Source organism: Halosimplex carlsbadense 2-9-1 (genome assembly GCF_000337455.1).
In the GTDB taxonomy this organism is placed as follows: domain Archaea; phylum Halobacteriota; class Halobacteria; order Halobacteriales; family Haloarculaceae; genus Halosimplex; species Halosimplex carlsbadense.
Window position 1 is genome coordinate 41,431 of sequence record NZ_AOIU01000006.1, and the last position, 18,507, is coordinate 59,937.

The window sequence follows — 18,507 nt, forward strand, 5'->3', positions numbered from 1 at the left end:
TCGTGTGCCAGCGGCGGGGGATGCTCGGTGCAGGCGATAGACGTAGCAATCAACCGCGGCGCGTGCTGAGGCGCGCGTTCATGCGCGCCGGTAGTCGCGCGAGGGATACCTGAGCGAGCATAGCGAGCGAAGGAATCGGCTGGAGAGGCATGTGGCTGTTTGCGGTGCTGTGCGGGGCGGTTGCGGCTCCTGGTGTCCGCGCGACAGCGTTCGCGCGGGCTCGGGAGAGCGTGCTCTCCCGGTGGACTGAACGGACGAGGCGCGCGTGGCGGCGCAGCCGCCACGGCTTGCGGCGGTCGGCGGAGCCGACCGCCCTGCTCGCGTTTACGTGGTCGCCTGAGCGACCCCTATCCGCGCGGGTGGTGCCGAGAGCGCGGATATGTCACTCAGGTGACCGCGAGCGGGCCGAGGGCTTTCATCGCGTGCTGTCACCGGTAAGTGCGGTCGCTGTCGTTCGACTTCATTCCGCGACACGTCCAACAGAATCCACAACTCAACTCACAGGCCGTACCGACCGCTATCGCTCTCGCGACCGAAGCTATATCGGGCCGCGTCGCCCGAACGGACGTATGACCGACGACGCGTCCGCTCCCGCAGTGGCTCCCCTCTCGGCCGACCACTACGACGACTTTCGCCGGATCGTCGACTACGCGTTTCACCCCGAAGAAGGGCCCCGAACCTACGACGACGAGCCCGAGCGGATCGCCGACCGCTACGGGGCGTTCGTCGGCGACAACCTCGTGAGCATCTGCGGCCACTACGATTTCCGAGCGAACCTCCGCGGCGAGTGGGTGCCGCTGGCGGGGCTGGCCGCCGTCGCGACGCCTCCGGAACACCGCCGGGAGGGGCACGTGGCCGCTCTCGTCGAGGACGCCCTGGATCGGTGGCGCGGCGAGTACCCGCTGGCGGCGCTGTGGCCGTTCTCGCGGTCGTACTACGAACAGTTCGGCTGGGCGACCGCCAACACCGCCACCACCTACACCTGCCCGCCCGAGCAACTGGCGTTCGCCCGCGGGGCGGCCCAGGGGCGCGCTCGGCCGGTCGAACCCGACGAGTGGCGCGCCCTGCAGTCGGTCCACGAGACGGCCGCCGAGGCGACGACGCTCGCGCTCAAGCGGCGTTCGGAGACGTGGTGGCGCGAGCGGGTCCTGAGCGAGGGCGGCGACGACCGCCCGTGGGCGTACGTCTGGGAGCGTGACGGCCAGCCGCGGGGGTATCTCGTATACACGTTCGAGGACGACGGCGAGGGGTTCGGCGAACGACGGCTGGCGGTCGACGACATGGCCGCCGTCGACCACGAGGCGCGGCTCGGCCTCCTCGGCTTCCTCGCCGACCACGACTCCCAGACCACGGATATCCGCTTCGAGAGCGACGATCGGACGGATCTCCTCGACCTCGTCGACGACCCCGACGCGGTCGGCTGCGAGGTGGAGACGGGGCCGATGGTCCGCGTCGTCGACGTCGTCGACGCGCTCGAAGCCTGCCCCTATCCCGAGACCGCGAGCGCCGACCTCACCGTCCGCGTCACCGACGAGCGGGCCGAGTGGAACGACGGTCGCTTTCGGCTCACCGTCGAGGAGGGGACGGGCGAGTGCGAGCGGGTCGCGGTCGCCGACGGCGATTCGACGAGCGCCGACGCGACCCTCGACGCGGGGACGCTCTCGCAACTCGTCGTCGGGTATCACGACGCGGCGGCCGCGCGCCGCGTCGGCGACCTCTCGGTGGTCGAGGAGTCGGTCGCCGAAACCCTGACGGCGCTGTTCCCGCCCGAGCGGGTGTACCTGCGGACGTTCTTCTGACGGGCCCGCCGGTGGAAGCAGGACGAGCCCCAGCCCCGAACAAGCCACTTCGGTGTTCGGGCCCAACCGTTCACATGTCCAGACCGGACGTGAACGACATCGCGCAGGTCGCGGCCGAGGAGAGCAAGGAGGTGCGCCGGGACCTCAGACAGACGCTCCTGTCGGGGCTGGCGCTGACGGTTCCGTTCCTGATCACCGTGCTCGTGCTGATCTGGGCGCTGGGGTTCGTCGCCGGACTGCTGGCGCCGCTGGCCGACGCGCTCACCGCGGTGGGTCCCGGCCGGGAGATGAGCGACTGGGTCGTGCAGCTGCTGGCCGGGGCCGTCGTGTTCGGGCTCGTCCTCGCCGTCGGCTTCGCCGCCCAGCACGGCCCGGACACGCAGATCGCCCGCCGGTTCGACGTACTCATGGAGGACCTGCCGGGGATCGGCTCCATCTACACCAGCGTCGAGCGGATGAGCGACGTGATGGTCGAGGGCGACACCGAGAGCTTCCGCGAGGTGAAAATCGTCGAGTTCCCCCGCGAGGACTGCTTCGCGCTGGCCTTCCTCACTGCCAGCACGCCGCCGGTCCTCGAAGACGCCGCCGACCACGGCGAGATGCAGACCGTCTTCGTCCCGATGGCGCCCAATCCGGTGATGGGCGGCCACCTCGTCAACCTCCCCGACGACCGCGTCTTCGACGTGGACCTCTCCGTCGAGGAAGGGATGCAGGCGATCATGACCACCGGTATGGCCATCGACGAGGGCGCGCGGACCGACGACGGCTGAGCGGCCGCCCGCCGCCGCATCACTTCCGACCGGCGAAGGGCCGGCGCCCGCGACCCGCACACTGCCGGCCGCCGACTTACCCCGCTCGCGGCCCTCGCTCCGATATGAGTCTCGACGGCGAATCCGCACCCGAGTTCGAACTGCCGAGTACCGCCGGCGACACCGTCGCCCTCGCCGACGAACTGGCGTCGGGGCCGGCGGTCGTCCTGATCAACCGCGGCGTCTGGTGTTCCTTTTGCGCCGAGCAGCTCCAGACGTTCAGCGAGGTGTCCTACGACATGTGGTTCCACGACGACGTGAGCGTCGTCCCGGTCGTCCCCGACCCGCTCCCCGAGGTCACGGAGATGCGCGACCGCTACGACCTGTCGATCCAGTTGCTGGCCGACCCCGACGGCGAAGTCTGCGAGCGCTACAGCGGCACGGAGGAGACGAGTCACGGCCTGACCGGCAAGGCCGCCACCTACGTGATCGACGAGTCGGGGACCGTCAGGTACGAGGACCGCTCGGACACCCCCGCCGACCGCACCTACGGTAACTGGGTGCGCTACTTCGTCCGGAACGGTTACGAACCGCCGTTCGAAGGATGAGCCGCGGCGGGCGTCCGCGACGGCCCGCGTCCGAGCCACTCGACGACCGGGCGCCGCTCCACCCGAAACGGTGGCCTTTTGCTCGCGCTCCGCGGGGGTTTCCACATGACCGACGGGGACGCCGCGGACGACACGGAGGAGGCGGACAGCGAGGGACTGACCTACGCCGAGGCGGGCGTCGACATCGCCGGACAGGAGGCCGCGACGGCGGCGCTGGTAGGTGCGACCGGCGACTTCGAGGGCGACTTCGCCGGCCTGCTCGACATCGGCGACCGCTACCTCGCGCTGGCGGCCGACGGCGTCGGAACCAAACTCCTGGTCGCCGAGGCGCTCGACGACTACTCGACCATCGGCATCGACTGCATCGCGATGAACGCCAACGATCTGGTCGCGGCGGGCGTCGACCCCGTCGCCTTCGTCGACTACCTCGCCGTCGAGGAGCCCGACGACGCCACCGCCGAGGCCATCGGCAAGGGGCTGGACGAAGGCGCCGAGCGCGCCGGCGTCGCGCTCGTCGGCGGCGAAACCGCCGTCATGCCCGACGTGATCAAGGGGCTCGACATCGCCGGCACCTGCGCCGGACTCGCCCCCAAAGACGCCATCTTCCCCGGCGAGGCCCAAGCGGGCGATGTAGTGGTGGGCTGGCCCTCCTCCGGCATCCACTCCAACGGCCTCACCCTCGCCCGCGAGGCCGTGACTCGGGACCACGAGTACACCGACCCGTTCCCGCCGAATCCCGACAGATCGATCGGCGAGGAACTACTGGAGCCGACGCGTATCTACAGCGACCTCTTGGGAGCGCTCCGCGAGGTCGACACCCACGCCGCCGCCCACGTCACCGGCGGCGGGTGGACGAACCTCACCCGGATGGGCGACTTTCGCTACGAGGTCGACGACCCCTTCGACGCCCAGCCCGTGTTCAAGTTCGTTCAGGGGGAGGGCGACGTGACCGACGAAGAGATGCACCGCACGTTCAACATGGGCACCGGCTTCGTCGCCGCGATGTCCGAGGCCGACGCCGAGGCAGTCGTCGAGGCGACCGAGGACGGGCGAATCGTCGGTCGCGTCGAGGAGGGCGAGGGTAGCGTTGCGATTCGCGGGCTGGAGCTGTAACGGGTCGAAACTCTTCGATTTTCCGCCGTGGCGCGCGCTGTCGTCTCGGAATCGTGATCGACTCCGACGGACCATGGGAAGAGAGGTCTGCTGCTGGCGCGCTCGCGAGCAGGTGAGAGCCACGGGCGGTGGCTCCGACCGGTTCCCGCGCCGTCTCAGGACGCCCGGGTGGGCGGGCCGAGACCGAGCAACAGGAGCCACGTCACCGTCGCGCTGGCGAACACGACCGCGACGCCGAACAGGAGCTGTCGTCCGGGAACGTAGCGGACAGCGACGACTGATAACACGGACATCACGACGGCGGTTACCGCGTCACCCCGGCGAGATCCGGACGTGGCGAAGTCGCGCCAGCCGACGTAGGCGAGTACGACACCGACGAGCGCGCCGACCGCTATCGCCGGCGGCCCGGCTGGCTCCCCCGCGACTGTGAGGACGCCTTCCCGATACGCCAGCCCGAACGTGGCGACCGTCGCAACGAGGAACATCGCGGTGTATCTGTTGGTGATCCGCGAGAGCTGCTCGACGGACCCGGAGTCAGCTTCGCTCATCTGGGGGTGTGGCCCGTTGGGAACGACACTTCCGGCCCAGCGGACCGTCCCCGTGACTGTCCGTGACCGCCACAGCATCCGGAGTTACCGCTGTCTCCCACCGGAACGCCGTTGTCGTTCGAAGCACCCTGTCCGTCGCCGCCCCCACTGCCGTCATCCAGACACCACATTTCGTTACTCTACAGAGACAAATACTGACATGAGCGTATAAATTTAATTTAAATATTTGTTAGATGTGCGATAGAACTGTCGGGTTAGTATCCGGGATCGCCTCACCGTGAGGCAAGCACCCCTCGGTACCGAAGCTGACGCACGCGCCACTGGTGAACGACGACGCCGAAGCGGTCGGCGAGGCCACCGAGGATGGGCGGATCGTCGGTCGCGTCGAGGAAGGCGAGGAGTCCATCGCGATTCGCGGACTGGAGCTGTAGAAGCGCGGAACGGTTGGATCGTCGACCGCGATCCCCGGGAAAGTATATCACGACACCAGTCGATCCGTCGACACGATGGGGGCCGAGGACCCACCGACCGAACGCACACAGTCGACCGACGACCCGCCGGCGCGGGAGACGTACGACGACCTCGCCGACGGGTACGGGGACATCACTGGCGCGGCGATCCGCGAACACTACGAGTGGCCCGCGGTCCGGGACCTGCTCCCGGATCTGGACGGGCGGCGAGTCCTCGACGCCGCGTGCGGGGACGGGTTCTACACGGCGCGGCTGGTCGATTCGGGCGCCGACGCCGTCGGCGTCGACGCCAGCACCGAGATGGTCTCGCGGGCGCGCGAACGGTTCGACGGGGACGAGGGAGGGGGCGCCGACGACGACGGGAGTACCGAGGTGCCGATCCACGAGGCGGACCTCACCGGTGGCCTCCCCCGTTTCGACGACGGGGCGTTCGATCTGGTCCTGTGTCAGCTCGCGCTGGAGCACGTCGAGGACTGGCCGGCCGTCTTCGAGACCTTCGCACGCGTCCTCCGCCCGGGCGGTCGCGCCGTCGTCTCGACGAGCCATCCCGTCCGCGACTACGTCGACGCCGAGTACGGCGCGCGCGAGCACGTCCTCGCCGACGGAGCCACCTACGGCGCGGTCGAGCGCGCCGACCGCGACTGGGGCGACGAGGCGGAGGCGTTCGTCGTTCCGTTCTACCGCCGGCCGCTACAGGCGGTCTTCGAACCCGCGACCGACGCCGGCCTGCTCGTCGAGCGGGTCGTCGAACCGGGCGTCACCGACGCTTTCGCCGAGCGCGAGCCCGACCGTATCGACCCGTTCGTCGACGGCCCGCCGAACTTCCTCTGCCTGCGGTTCCTGAAGCCCGCCGACTCCGGGTGAGGAGCTACGCCTCCGGTGCCGGTTCGCCGCCGGCGCCGACGACCTCGCCCTCGTCCAGTCCCAGCCACTCGACGCTCGCCCGCCACAGTTCGCGCTGGGCGTCGCGGTCGGCGGCGGCCGCCGCGGGGCTGACGGCCTCGCAGTCGTCGAAGTACTCGCCGGTGACGGTCGCTACCTCGGGCGAACTCGCCAGGAAGGTCTGTGTCTCGGCGGACTCGGCGGCGGTGTCGACCGTGCCGGTCAGCCGCCCGACCGCACCGAACAGTTTCCAGCCGAGGCCGGCCACAAGCGAGCCGTTGCGCGAGAGCCCGGTCGACGGCGACACGCCCGGGTGACAGCAGTTCGCCGTCACCGACTCGGGCAGTCGCCGCGCGAGTTCGAAGGTGAACAGGACGTTCGCGAGCTTCGAGAGGCCGTACGCTCCGACGCCGCTCATCCGCCCCGGGCCGCGGACGGCGTCGAGGTCCAGCTCCGCCCGCCGGTGTAAGTCCGAGGACACCGTCACGACGCGCGCGGGGTCGACTCCGGCGTCGGTGCCGCGCTCCCGTTCACCCGCTTCCTCGGCGCGACGCTCGCCCGTCGCGGCGAGGCGGTCGGCGAGCCGGTTCGTCAGGCGGAACGTCGCGAGGTGATTGATCGCGAAGGTCAGCTCGACGCCATCGTCGATTCCCGGCACGGCGACCAGTTCCCGGTCGCCCTGCCAGGTCCCGGCGTTGTTCACCAGGCAGTCCAGCCGGTCGAAGTCGGCGAGTACGGCGTCCGCGAGTCCGCGAACCTCGTCGAAGTCGGTGTAGTCGGCGGCGTAGAAGGCGTGGCCGTCGCCGGGCAACTCGGCGACCAGCCGCTCGCCCGCCGTCCGGTCGCGGCCGTGGACGACGACCGTCGCTCCCGTCGCGGCGAGGTTGCGCGCCGTCTCCGCGCCGATGCCGCTCGTCGACCCCGTCACGAGCGCGACGTGCCCCTCACCGAGTACCGAGTCGCCGGGTACGTCCGTCATAGCTCACTGTTCGGCCCGAACCGAGTTAACGCCGCCGCCGGCCGACAGCGGTCGCCTCCGGGTCGGTGTGGCTCTCGACCCGTTCAGCAGCGGTCCCCGTCGTCTGGCGACCACGCGCACGCGTCGCCCGTCGTGAGGTCGCCGTCGTCGATATGCGCCGAGAGACAGGCGTAGTTGCAGAAGTACGCCGGCGACCCGCAGTCGTCGTCACAGTCGCGGACGCAGATCGGGTCGTGGTCGAAGATCCGCGACCCGCAGTAGACGCACGCTTCGCCCGGATCGGGAGTCGCGACGGTCGTGGACACGTCCCCTGATAGGGGCGCGACCACCGAAATCGTTTCGTGGGGGTCGCTGACCGAGTCGCCCCGACCGTTACCCAAACCAGCGACCGACGGTGGCCGTCGCCCGCTCGTAGCCGGCCTGGATCGCGTCGATCACGGGCGCGGGGAGCCAGTTCGCCCAGCGGACGAAGCGGGCGAACCGCCCCACGGGGTAGCGCGCCCGCGGGTCGTCGGCCTCGGCGGCCCGCACCACCGCGGCGGCGACGCGCTCGGGCCCGACCGCCAGCGGGTTGCCGTCGAGGATCCAGCCGTCGTCGATGGCCCCGTAGGTCCGCGCGTAGGCGGGCGTCCGCTCGCGGCCGGCCATCCGGGCGCGTGCGGCGGCGGCGAAGTCGGTCTCGACCCACGCCGGCTCGACCAGGCACACGTCGACGCCGGTCCCGCGCAGCTCGACCCGCAGCGCGTCGTGGAGCGACTCGACGGCGGCCTTCCCGGCGGCGTAGGCCCCCAGCCCCGGCGAGGCGACCAGACCCATGACGCTGGAGACGGTGACGATCCGCCCTCGACCGCGCTCGCGCATGTGCGGGAGAGCGGCACGGGCGAGTCGGTGGGGCCCGTGGACGAGTACGTCGAACTCCTCGCGGGCGGCGTCGACGGGCACGTCTTCGACGGGACCGGCCTCGGCGTAGCCGGCGTTGTTCACCAGACAGTCCAATCGCCCGGCCTCGGCGACCACCTCGTCGACGACGGCCTCGCACTGCTCGTCGTCGGTCACGTCCAGCGCGCGCGTCTCGCAGCGGGCGCGGACGGCCTCGGGGAGCGGCGTCGCTACGTCGGTCGCGTACACGCGCCAGCCCCGCTCGGCGAACGCCAGCGCGATGGCCGACCCGATCCCCCCGCCAGCGCCCGTCACGAGGACGACTGGACGACCCGCTCGGCGCTCGACACGCGTCGGCTCGTCGTTCCGTGCCACGGCGAACCCGGCGCGTGCCGGCGGAAAAAGCGTTCCGGGCCAGGTGCGAGCGGGTAGGATATAGCTACGTCACGAATGAGGGGAAGTACCTTTCACGGTCGCGCTCGCAGCCGATCCTGTGAGATCGCTGTCCTCTTATCGGGTGACGAACCGCGTGTCCGGTCGCGAACCGACCGTCGAGGTGACGGGGGTGGGTTCGCGGTGACGCTCGCGGCCGTCGACCGCTACGACGCCGGTCGCGTCGGCGACGTGGGCGGTCGCGCGGTCGTCCTCGGCGGGAGCGTCGCGGGGCTGTGCGCGGCGCGGGCGCTCGCCGACGGCTTCGACGAGGTGGTCGTCGTCGAGCGCGACCCGCTGCCCGACGCGCCGACCGCCCGCGACGGCGCCCCGCAGACGAGCCACCCCCACGCGCTACTCACGGCCGGCCAGGCGGTCCTGGAGGACTTCTTCGTCGGCTTCGGCGAGGATCTGGTCCGGGCCGGCGGGCTCGTCGTCGACACCACGCGCAACTTCCTCGAGTACCAGCGCGGCGGGTTCGTCGCTCCCGCGACCGAGCGGACGCCGACCTACTGCGCCACCCGGCCGCTGTTCGAGCACGTCGTCCGCCGCCACCTCCGCGAGCGCGAGGCCGTCCGGCTGCTGAGCCCCTGCCGGTTCGTCGACTACCGGACCGACGACGCCGGCCGCGCCGTGACCGGCGTCACCGTTCGCGACGGCGACGGGCCGACGGAGTCGCTCGCCGCCGACCTCGTCGTCGACGCTACCGGCCGGGCCAGTCGGACGCCGGAGTGGCTCGACGACGCCGGCTACGACGCCCCGCCGACCGACCGGGTCGAGATCGACCTCCAGTACAGCTCCGTCCGGATCGACCGCCCGCCGGGCGACAGACGGGTGGTCAGCGTCCCGCCGGACCCGCCGCGGACCCGCGGCGCCGCGCTCATCCCCGTCGAGGACGACCGGTGGGAGGTGATCCTCGCCGAGATGGGCGCCGACGGCGGCCCGACCGACCGCGCCGGCGTGATCGCGTTCGCAGAGGACCTGCCGGTCGACCTGGTCGGAGACCTCCTGAGCACCCGCCCCTGGGTCGGCGACGGCGTCGCCCGCTACCCCTTCCCGGCGAGCGTGCGCCGGCGCTACGAACGGCTCGACCGGTTCCCCGAGGGACTGGTCGTCACCGGCGACGCGATGGCGAGTTTCAACCCCGTCTACGGCCAGGGGATGTCCGTCGCCGCTCTCGACGCGCTAGTGCTCCACCACGCGCTGGCCGACGACGGCCTCGACCGCCTCGGTCCCCGCTTTTTCGACCGGGTCGCACCGGTGCTGGACACCCCCTGGCAACTGGCGGTCGGCGCCGACCGCGGTTTCGCGGCGACTGACGCCGCGGCCTCGCCCGCCGAACGGCTGTTCGAGCGCTACTTCGACCGCCTGCTCCGACGAGCCCACGAGGACAGCGTCGTCGCCGCGGCCTACGAGGAAGTCGTCGGACTGGAGCAGCCGCCGACCGCCCTGCTCCGCCCGGGCGTCCTCGCTCGGGTCCTGCTCCCCGTCGGCGGGGACGCCGAGCGGACGGGGCCGCCGCGGACCGCCTCGCTCGCCTCAGACCGGGGGCCGCCCCTCGCCGATGACGACGGTGCCGTCGAACGCGACCGCCCCGAGCGGCCGACCTAACCCGAGGCCGCGCAGGCGCTCGGCCAGCGGGTGGCCCCCCAGGGCGTACGACCCCGCCAGGGGGCGGGCGCCGAACGCCCCCGACAGTTCGATGGGCTGGCGTTCGAGCCCCGCCCCGTCCGTGTAACTCGCCGTCTCGACGGGCGTCCGAAACCGCGGGTTCCAGGGCGCGTCGAGCGTGACGACGTGCCCCCGTTCGTCCCCGACGGCCGTCCGCCGGCGGTCACCCCGGTCGGTGACCGCGATGTCTGCGACCGACTTCGGGTACCCCCAGATCTCGACGCCGAGCGCGCGGGCCGGTTCGGTGGTGACCGGCAGCGCCGCGACGTAGCCCCCGAGCGCGCTCCCCGGCCCCGCGACTCCGCGACGGAGGGCGCCGAGTTCCGGGACGGGCCCGTCGGCGGGCGTCGCCGCGAAGAGGACGCCGAACTCCTCGTAGGGCGCCATCGCGTCGTCGCCGATCCGCCGGTAGTCGACCGAGAGGAAGGTGACCGCGGTTCGTCCCGGAGCGAGGCGGAGCGGTGCGAGCCCCTCGGGGAGCCACCCGGCGACCGCCCCCGCGTCGGCCGTGACGACGACTGCCGTCGCTTCGGCCTCGGTCTCCAGCGGCACGACGACCTCGTGGCCCGTCGAGAGAGTCCGCGTGTTCGGCGACTGGTCGGACACACCCGCCGATCCGGGCGAGACCGCCGAAAGGATGGCGGTGGCGCTGTGGTCGGTGATCGAGTCGAGGGGGAGAGACACCGCTCGCCCGGGCTGACTACTCGTGACCGTATACGGGAACCGGGTGGTACGGCTCTTCGAGGTACTCCACGTCGGAATCCGACAGCGACACGTCCAGGGCTTCGACGGCCGCTTCGAGGTGCTCGATGCTCGACGTGCCGACGATGGGGGCGTCGACGTTGTCGTTCTGGAACTGCCAGGCCAGAGCGATCTGGGCCATCGTGACGCCCTTGTCGTCGGCGAGTTCCTCGACCCGTCCGTTGATCTCCTCGCTGCCGGGACCCTCGTGATAGGGCGTCCCGTAGTCGATCTCGTGTTCGCCGCGGTCGGTCGACGTGAACTCCTCGTGGGGACGGGTCAGATAGCCCGCCGCCAGCGGCGACCACGGGAGGACGCCGACGTTCTCTCGCTCGCAGACGGGGTACATCTCGCGTTCCTCCTCGCGGTAGGTCAGGTGATAGAGGTCCTGCATCGTCTCGAAGCGAGCGAGTCCTTCCTCGTCGCTGACCTGGAGGGCTCGCTGAAACTGGTGGGCCCACATCGAGGAGGCGCCGATGTGGCGGACCTTCCCGCGGCGGACCGCGTCGTCGAGCGCGCGCAGCGTCGTCTCGATAGGCGTGTCGTAGTCCCAGCGGTGGATCTGGTAGAGGTCGACGGTGTCCATTCCGAGCCGGTCCAGCGAGTGGTCGAGTTCCTGCTCGATGGTCTTGCGGGAGAGCCCCTCGGCGTTGCGGTGGTCGCTGGCGCCCGAGAAGCGGACCTTGGTGGCGACGACCTGCTCGTCGCGGTCGTAGTGAGCGAGCACGTCGCCGAGAATCTCCTCCGATTCGCCCGCGGAGTAGGTGTTGGCGGTGTCGAAGAAGTTGACGCCCAGGTCGATGGCCCGCTCGACGAGTTCGCGGCCCTCCTCCTCGTCGAGCATCCAACTGTCCTGGCTCCCGAAGCTCATACAGCCGAGACAGACCTTCGAGACTTCCATGCCCGTGGAACCGAGCGTGGTGTACTCCATACCGGATCGAGCGCGCGAGCGGACGTAAAACGACCGCTCGCGGACGGCCGGTGGCACCCCGCGGCGCTCCCCGGACCGCCCGCACGGCCGCTACTTTGACAATGCGAGACTCGAAAAGGCGTGGCGTATGGTAATCGATGACGAGGATGCGCTGATCGAGTCCCTCCGGGAACTGGTCGGAGGGGGCTCCGCGTGGTCGCCACGTACGACCGGGACGGCTACGACCCCGTCTACGTCGCCCCGGGCGCAGAGGACCGGGTCCGCTCGCAGGCCGAGCGGGTCCACGAGGAACTCGTCCTGCAGGGACTCGGCCGGGGTCACCTCGAAGACCTGTTCGCCGCCGGCGACCTGCAGTGTTCGATCCACCGCTTCGACGACCTGACGGCCTTCCACTTCGCTGCCGGGGAGTTCTCGGGGCTGTTCGTCAGCGTCGACTCCGCGGCCGACCTGCCCCTGGCGACGTTCGCCGAGACGTGCAAGGACCACCTCTGACCGCTCGCCGGTGACTCCACCCGCCCCGGGCGCCCCCTCGCCCGCGAGCGGTGCGGCGCGGTCGGTCGGTTCCGGCCCCGTCGACCCCCGTCCCCGCGCCGGGTTTATATTCGTATGCTGCATACGCGTGCGTGTGAGCACCCGTACGAGTGCGCTGGACACCGTCGTCTTCGGGGTGGACGTCCAGAGCGGCGACGTGCGCGGGGACGTGTCCTACGCGCTGGTGGCGTTCGACGGCGAGCACGTGGATCGGGACGTGGTCTCCCGGCGGAAGCTCCGCCGGCTGATCCGCGACGAACGGCCCGCCATCCTCGCCACCGACAACATGTACGAACTCGCGGAGAACAAGGACGCCCTCGTCCACTTCCTCGGCGAACTTCCGGACGAGACGACGCTCGTGCAGGTCACCGGCGCCGAGCGGCCGGAGCCGCTCTCACGCGTCGCCAACCGTCACGACGTGCCCTACGGCAAAGATCCCATGAAGGAAGCGGAGGCCGCCGCCCGACTGGCCGCCAACAACGTTGGGCAGGTCGTCTCCGCGTTCACCGACGAGACCGAGATCAAAGTCTCCCGTGGCCGCTCGACTGGCGGTGGCGGCGGCTGGTCCGAGGACCGCTACACCCGCCGGATCCACGGTTCGGTCAAGCGACGCACCCGCGAGGTCGAGTCCGACCTGCAGGACGCCGGGCTGGACTTCGAACGCGAGGAGACCGAGAAGTACGGCGGCTTCTCCAACGCCGTTTTCACCGTCGAGGGCCGGCCCCGCGACATCCCCGTCTCGAACGAGCGAGCCGGTGACGTGCGCGTCGAGGTCGAGCGCGTCCGCCGGGACGGTATCGAGTTCCGCCCGCTCGCCAAGCGGCGGGACCACGTCGTCGTCGGCGTCGACCCCGGGACGACCACGGCGGTCGCTATCGTCGGCCTCGACGGCGAGGTGCTGGACGTGCTGAGCACGCGGACGGCCGACAGCGCCGAGGTCACCGAGTGGATCGTCGAACGGGGTCGGCCCGTCATCGTCGCCGCCGACGTGACGCCGATGCCGAACACGGTCGAGAAGCTGCGCCGGTCGTTCGACGCCGCCGGCTGGACGCCCGACCGGGACCTCCCGGTCGACGTGAAACAGCACCGCACCCGCGAGGAAGGCTACGACAACGACCACGAACGGGACGCCATGGCCGCCGCCTTCGGCGCCTTCGACGCCCGCAAAGACCAGTTCGAGCGCATCGCCGCCAAGGTCCCGCCCGGCCAGGAGGTCGGCCCCGTCGTCGCCCGCGTCGTCGCCGGCGAGGAGAGCGTCGAGACCGTCCTCGAGGACCTGCGCGACGACGGCGGCGAGGAGAGCGAGGAGGCCGACCAGCCCGACAACGAGCAATCGCCCGAACAGAAGCGGATCTCACAGCTCGAATCACAGGTCGCCCAGCTGCAGTCGCACGTCGAGAGCCTCGAAGCCACGGTCGACGAGAAGGACGCCGCGATCGACGACCTGGAGGGGAAGCTCGACGAGGCGCGCAGCGAGACCCGTATCGAGGCCCGAAAGGACCGGGAGGTCACCCGGCTGGAGCGCGAGAACCGACGTCTGAAGGGCGAGGTCGACGAGCGCGAGGAGCGCGTCGACGAACTGGAGGGGAAACTCGAACGGCTGAAGGCGCTGTGGAAGCTCGACCACTCGAACTTCGCGGACATCTCCGAGAAGAAGGAAGGGCTGACGCCGGTGAAGGTCGTCGAGCAGTTCACCAGCGACGCCATCGACGACGCCGACGAGCGGTTCGGGCTCGCCGAGGACGACGTGATCCTGTTCCGCGACGCTTCCGGGGCGGGGGCCTCCACTGCAGACAAGATCGTCGACATCGATCCGCAGATCGTCCTCCGCGACGGCGGCCTCTCGGACGTCGCCGACGAGATCCTCTTCAAACACGACGTCCCGGTCGCCCCCGCCGAGATGGTGACCGTCCAGGAGGTCGACGAGCTGGCCGTCGCCCGCGAGCGCGAAGTCGAGGCCGCGATCGACGACTGGGAGGACCGGGCCGAGGAGCGCGAACGCGAGCAGAACGCCCAGATGGTCGACCGGCTCATCAGCGAACACCGCGCCGGCGACCGCGGCGAGAGTGACTGACCGGGTCGATCTCCGCCCGTTTTCAGACCATGCCGCCCATGCCGAACGAGGCGAGGACGTTCGTGACGACGCCGTAGAGTATGAGGCCGACGCCGGCGACGACGAGGCCGATGCCGGCGGCGATCAGCGGTTCGACCGACGCGATGAGTCCGATACCGCCCAGGATCACGAGGATGCCCACGATCCCGGCGGCGCCGAGTTTGTCGAGCACGTCTCGGCGTGCACTCCCCCGGCCCTTAACCGTTTCAGTCCCCGCGGCGGGGCTGTTCAGTCCCGGGCGAGCACGCGTCGCCCGGCGCGCAGCGACGGTCCGGCAGCGCTACCGGTCGTCGGTCCCGGAGTACCAGTTCCAGAAGTCGATCCCCGTCCAGCAGGTGTACGCGACCGAGAGCGAAACGAGCGGATAGAACGGGTCGATACCGAGCGCGACCAACTCGAGAGAGTGGCGTCCCGGCGGGGCGTAGAGAAGCGTGGTAACTAGCACGGCGACACCGACGCCGACGTTGCTCAGGTGCCACAGGAAGGCATCTGCACGCGCGAGCCTCCCACCGGGTTCGCCCATGCGAGCGGGTACATCCCGCTGGGGAAAATACGCTCCGCCGAGTGACGTATCCGGTTGCGCGTCCGAACGCACGGCCCCACCGAGTGGTCCCCGATCGACGGGCGAAACGGTCCGGAACGCTCAGTACTCGAACTCCGCCTCGACGTTCTGGGCGGCCCGAACCAGTTCCGTGACGGCCTCGCGGTTGCTCAGCAGTTCCATCTCCGAGCCCTCGAACTCCAGGGAGCCCCCCATGACGGCCTCGGTGATGTCGAGGTCGTCGGTCAGGAGGTCGACCCAGACGGCGTAGGGGCCGGCCAGCCCGAAGTCGTAGTCGGCGTCGGGGTCGTGCCCGCGGGCGGCCACGCAGGCGCCGTCGGCGACGACGACGGTGAGCGTGACCGGCTCTCCGTCGTAGCGGTCGTCCGGCAGGATGGCGAACCGGAAGGTGGCGTCGAAGTCCGCCGCCGCCTCGGCGAACGCCTCGCGGTCGTTGAGTCGCTTCTGTAACCGCTCGGCCCACTCGTCGGCCTCGCCGGGCAGCGTCGGTGTCATTACGTGTGGTGTGGTTCCCTCCGCGGCTTTGACCTTTCGGGTTCCGCGGGGCGTCCGGGCGCCGCTGGGGCCCGCTCGCTCGCCTCACACGCCGCCGTTCTCGAACTCCATGACGACGGGGCGGTGGTCCGAAACCTGCACGTCGATCACGGCACAGCGAGTGGGTTCGATGTCGGGCGAGGCGAGGAAGAAATCGAGGGTGCGGGTCTCGGAGACGAGCGAATCGAGCGGACGCTTGGGCACCGTCTCGCCGGGGTTGTGGAGGACGAGGCCGGTCGCTTCGAGCGCGTCCTCGACCTCGTCGAGGCCGTCGTAGGCGTTGAAGTCGCCGGCGACGACGACGCGGTCGCGCTCGGCGACGATGGCGGCGACCTCGTCGAGTTGCTTGCGGCGGCCGCGGCCGCTCATCGCGAGGTGGACCGCGAAGATCGACAGGTCGCCGATGCGAACCTCGGTGACGAGCCGCTTGGGGCCGGTTTCGAGGTAGTGGGCCTCGATGGTTGCGTCGATGTCGTCGCGGACGAGCAGGCCGTTCGAGAGATGCGAGAGCACGGGGAGCCGACCGAGTACGTTGCCGTCGCCGTACTTGGCGTCGGCGCGGGCGTGGTAGGCCAGTCCGCGGTCGGTCAGCATCTCCGCGAGGCGGGTGACCTGACCTTCGGTGATGGTGCGCGCCGACCCCTGGTCGACTTCGAGCAGGCAGACCACGTCGGGGCGCTCCTCTGCGATCACGTCGACGAGGCGCTCGGTGGCGCGCTCCTCGGCGGCGTCGTCGCCGAGCATCGCCCGGTGGGGTTTCAGCGCGTAGTCGCGAAGCGATCCGTCGTAGTCGAGCAGGTAACCGGCGTTACACGAGAGTATCTTCACACGTTCTCCGTCGCCTGTGGCGGCGACCGACCGTCCGTTGGGGAGACAGAGCCGGTAGTGGCTTATAAATGCGACGGTGACCTGTCGGCGGGCGGGAGGATCGACGCCGGTCGGCCGGGGTGCGAGACACTGCTACGGGAAGCGAAACGCGAGTCGGGCACCGGACCCGCCGCGAGCGTCGGGTCCGCGGCGGGCGAGTGGCCGAAGCGATACGGTGTGAGCCGACGCGGTGTCGGACCGTTAGAAGGTCTCGAGGTAGCGGTCGAGCTCCCAGTCGGAGACGTCGACGCGGTAGTCGTCGTACTCCTGGGTCTTCGCCTCGACGAAGTTCTCGAAGACGTGCTCGCCGAGCGCGTCGGCGATGACCTCGTCGCTTTCGAGGGCGTCGAGGGCCTCGCCGAGGTTCGTCGGCAGCGTGGTGATGCCGTACTCCTCGCGTTTGGCCTCGTCGAACTCGTAGATGTTCTCGCGGACCGGGTCGTCGCAGTCGAGTTCGCGCTCGATGCCGTCGAGACCGGCGTGGATGAGCGCGGCGAACGCGAGATAGGGGTTACAGGAGGGGTCCGGGAACCGGGCCTCGATGCGGGAGGCGGCCGGGACGCGCGCGGCGGGCTTACGGATGAGCGCCGAGCGGTTCCGGTCGGACCAGGCGACGTAGACGGGCGCCTCGTAGCCCGGGACGAGTCGCTTGTAGGAGTTGACCGTCGGGTTGGAGACGGCGGCGATGGCCGGGGCGTGGTCGAGGATACCGGCGGTGAACTGCTTGGCCGTCTCGCTCAGGTCGAACTCGTCGTCCTCGTCGTGGAAGGCGTTCTCGCCGTCCTCGGTGAACAGCGAGAGGTGCGTGTGCATGCCCGACCCGTTGATGCGCGGGATCGGCTTGGGCATGAACGTCGCGTGGAGGTCGTGCTCGGCGGCGATGGCACGGACCACGGCGCGGAAGGTGGCGACGTTGTCGGCCGTCGACAGCGCGTCGTCGTAGGTGAAGTTGATCTCGTGCTGGCCCTGGGCGACCTCGTGGTGGGAGGCCTCGATGTCGAAGCCCATGTCCTCCAGCCCGTAGATGATGTCCCGGCGCACGTCCTGGGCGAGGTCCTTCGGCGCGAGGTCGAAGTAGCCACCGGCGTCGTTGGTCTTCGTCGTCGCGCGACCGTCCTCGTCCTCCTCGAAGAGGAAGAACTCCGGTTCGGGCGCGGCGTTGACGGTGTAGCCCATCTCCTCGGCGCGCTCGATGGCGCGCTTGAGCACCCCGCGCGGGTCGCCCGAGAAGGGCTGGCCGCTGGAGGTGTCGATGACGTCACAGATGAGGCGACCGGCCGCGCTCTCCTCCGTGTTGCGCCACGGGAGGACGGAGAACGTCGACGGGTCCGGGTCCAGCCGCATGTCCGATTCCTGGATGCGGACGAAGCCGTTGATCGACGACCCGTCGAAGTAGATGCCCTCTGTGAACGCCTTCTCGGCCTGGTCGGCCGGGACCGAGACGTTCTTCACTGTCCCCAGAATGTCCGTGAACTGCAGGCGCAGGAAGTCGACGTTCTTCTCTTCGATCTCGTCGAGCACGTCCTGTGCCTCGGCGGAGAGACCCCCGTCCGGTTTCGCGTTTTCGCTTGTCATGTTGATCGACACCAGAACGGTGTGCCCCTATTATTAAAACCCTATCCATCTGCGCAAATCTTCCCCTTCGAGAGACGGAATTGTATATTCGTAAAATTCTAATGCCCCGGTGTCGTCTGTGGACGTAATGACGTACGAAAATCTGGACCGCAAGTTGGTGAATGCGCTGCTGGGCGACGGGCGGGCGAGCCTGCGCAGCCTGGGCGAGGACCTGGACGTGTCGGTGACCACGGTGTCGAACCACCTCTCGGATCTGGAGGAGGACGGCATCATCGAGGGATACACCCCGAAAGTCGACTACGACAAGCTCGGCTACGACGTGACCGCAGTCCTCCAGCTGAAAGTCGAGGGCAACGCGCTCCCGGAGGTCACCGACTCGCTTCGCGACCATGACCAGATGATCTCCGTCTACGAGGTGACCGGCGACTACGACATCATCGCCATCGGCAAGTTCACCGACACCGACGGCATGAACGAGCACATCAAGGAGTGTCGCTTATACACATCTCTGAGCGGGCTGGCA

The 18,507-nt window shown here is 69.9% G+C and carries 20 protein-coding genes; 9 read left to right on the top strand and 11 right to left on the bottom strand.

Going from position 1 to position 18,507, the window contains the following annotated elements; all coding sequences use genetic code 11:
- Positions 1-569: 569 nt before the first annotated feature.
- From C475_RS02570 to purM, 4 genes are all read left to right on the top strand, one after another.
- Entirely contained in the window at positions 570-1,799 is a 1,230-nt protein-coding gene (locus tag C475_RS02570; RefSeq protein ID WP_006882196.1) for a GNAT family N-acetyltransferase, read from the top strand.
- A gap of 74 nt (positions 1,800-1,873) precedes the next feature.
- A complete protein-coding gene (locus C475_RS02575; RefSeq protein ID WP_006882197.1) occupies positions 1,874-2,569 on the top strand; it encodes a DUF502 domain-containing protein in 696 nt (231 codons plus the stop codon).
- 104 nt (positions 2,570-2,673) lie between these two features.
- Positions 2,674-3,156 carry a peroxiredoxin family protein gene (locus C475_RS02580; RefSeq protein ID WP_006882198.1) on the top strand — a complete coding sequence of 161 codons (483 nt, stop codon included), beginning with the start codon at positions 2,674-2,676 and terminating at the stop codon, positions 3,154-3,156.
- 105 nt (positions 3,157-3,261) lie between these two features.
- Entirely contained in the window at positions 3,262-4,269 is a 1,008-nt protein-coding gene (gene purM, locus C475_RS02585; RefSeq protein ID WP_006882199.1) for a phosphoribosylformylglycinamidine cyclo-ligase, read from the top strand.
- A gap of 155 nt (positions 4,270-4,424) precedes the next feature.
- Here purM and C475_RS02590 read toward each other — a convergent pair whose 3' ends face one another.
- Complete coding sequence (locus tag C475_RS02590) at positions 4,425-4,817, bottom strand: hypothetical protein (protein WP_006882200.1); 393 nt, start codon at positions 4,815-4,817, stop codon at positions 4,425-4,427.
- Positions 4,818-5,323: 506 nt separating this feature from the next.
- Here C475_RS02590 and C475_RS02595 point away from each other — a divergent pair.
- Positions 5,324-6,151, top strand: coding sequence for a class I SAM-dependent methyltransferase (locus C475_RS02595; RefSeq protein WP_006882201.1), 828 nt, complete (start codon positions 5,324-5,326; stop codon positions 6,149-6,151).
- Positions 6,152-6,155: 4 nt separating this feature from the next.
- On the opposite strand, the gene C475_RS02600 is transcribed toward C475_RS02595, so the two are convergent.
- The 3 genes from C475_RS02600 to C475_RS02610 all read right to left on the bottom strand — a co-directional run bounded on the left by C475_RS02600 (position 6,156) and on the right by C475_RS02610 (position 8,402).
- Positions 6,156-7,148, bottom strand: a complete 993-nt coding sequence (locus C475_RS02600) for an SDR family NAD(P)-dependent oxidoreductase (protein WP_006882202.1) — start codon at positions 7,146-7,148, stop codon at positions 6,156-6,158.
- An 83-nt stretch (positions 7,149-7,231) separates the two neighbouring features.
- Positions 7,232-7,453, bottom strand: a complete 222-nt coding sequence (locus C475_RS02605; RefSeq protein ID WP_006882203.1) for a hypothetical protein — start codon at positions 7,451-7,453, stop codon at positions 7,232-7,234.
- Positions 7,454-7,520: 67 nt separating this feature from the next.
- On the bottom strand, positions 7,521-8,402 hold the full coding sequence (locus tag C475_RS02610) for an SDR family NAD(P)-dependent oxidoreductase (RefSeq protein WP_006882204.1): 882 nt from the start codon (positions 8,400-8,402) through the stop codon (positions 7,521-7,523).
- A gap of 201 nt (positions 8,403-8,603) precedes the next feature.
- Between C475_RS02610 and C475_RS02615 the strand changes: the two genes are divergently transcribed.
- The gene (locus C475_RS02615; protein WP_006882205.1) at positions 8,604-10,070 is read left to right on the top strand and encodes an FAD-dependent oxidoreductase; all 1,467 of its coding nucleotides are present in this window, start codon (positions 8,604-8,606) and stop codon (positions 10,068-10,070) included.
- Here C475_RS02615 and C475_RS02620 read toward each other — a convergent pair.
- A complete protein-coding gene (locus tag C475_RS02620) occupies positions 9,999-10,736 on the bottom strand; it encodes an acetoacetate decarboxylase family protein (protein WP_082223231.1) in 738 nt (245 codons plus the stop codon). The genes C475_RS02615 and C475_RS02620 overlap by 72 nt on opposite strands.
- A 94-nt stretch (positions 10,737-10,830) precedes the next feature.
- Positions 10,831-11,802, bottom strand: coding sequence for an aldo/keto reductase (locus C475_RS02625; protein ID WP_006882207.1), 972 nt, complete (start codon positions 11,800-11,802; stop codon positions 10,831-10,833).
- Positions 11,803-11,994: 192 nt separating this feature from the next.
- Here C475_RS02625 and C475_RS02630 point away from each other — a divergent pair, with 192 nt between their 5' ends.
- Complete coding sequence (locus C475_RS02630; protein WP_006882208.1) at positions 11,995-12,294, top strand: hypothetical protein; 300 nt, start codon at positions 11,995-11,997, stop codon at positions 12,292-12,294.
- Positions 12,295-12,427: 133 nt separating this feature from the next.
- A complete protein-coding gene (locus tag C475_RS02635) occupies positions 12,428-14,407 on the top strand; it encodes a DUF460 domain-containing protein (RefSeq protein WP_006882209.1) in 1,980 nt (659 codons plus the stop codon).
- Positions 14,408-14,429: 22 nt separating this feature from the next.
- On the opposite strand, the gene C475_RS02640 is transcribed toward C475_RS02635, so the two are convergent.
- From C475_RS02640 to glnA, 5 genes are all read right to left on the bottom strand, one after another.
- A complete protein-coding gene (locus C475_RS02640; protein ID WP_006882210.1) occupies positions 14,430-14,618 on the bottom strand; it encodes a DUF7470 family protein in 189 nt (62 codons plus the stop codon).
- A 108-nt stretch (positions 14,619-14,726) separates the two neighbouring features.
- Entirely contained in the window at positions 14,727-14,969 is a 243-nt protein-coding gene (locus tag C475_RS02645; protein ID WP_006882211.1) for a hypothetical protein, read from the bottom strand.
- A 120-nt stretch (positions 14,970-15,089) separates the two neighbouring features.
- Positions 15,090-15,503, bottom strand: a complete 414-nt coding sequence (locus C475_RS02650; protein ID WP_006882212.1) for an SCP2 sterol-binding domain-containing protein — start codon at positions 15,501-15,503, stop codon at positions 15,090-15,092.
- Positions 15,504-15,587: 84 nt separating this feature from the next.
- On the bottom strand, positions 15,588-16,370 hold the full coding sequence (locus C475_RS02655) for an endonuclease/exonuclease/phosphatase family protein (protein WP_006882213.1): 783 nt from the start codon (positions 16,368-16,370) through the stop codon (positions 15,588-15,590).
- Between the two features lie 240 nt (positions 16,371-16,610).
- Complete coding sequence (gene glnA, locus C475_RS02660; protein WP_006882214.1) at positions 16,611-17,984, bottom strand: type I glutamate--ammonia ligase; 1,374 nt, start codon at positions 17,982-17,984, stop codon at positions 16,611-16,613.
- Positions 17,985-18,111: 127 nt separating this feature from the next.
- Between glnA and lrp the strand changes: the two genes are divergently transcribed.
- The coding region (gene lrp / locus C475_RS02665; RefSeq protein ID WP_006882215.1) for an HTH-type transcriptional regulator Lrp at positions 18,112-18,507 on the top strand (396 nt) is incomplete at its 3' end.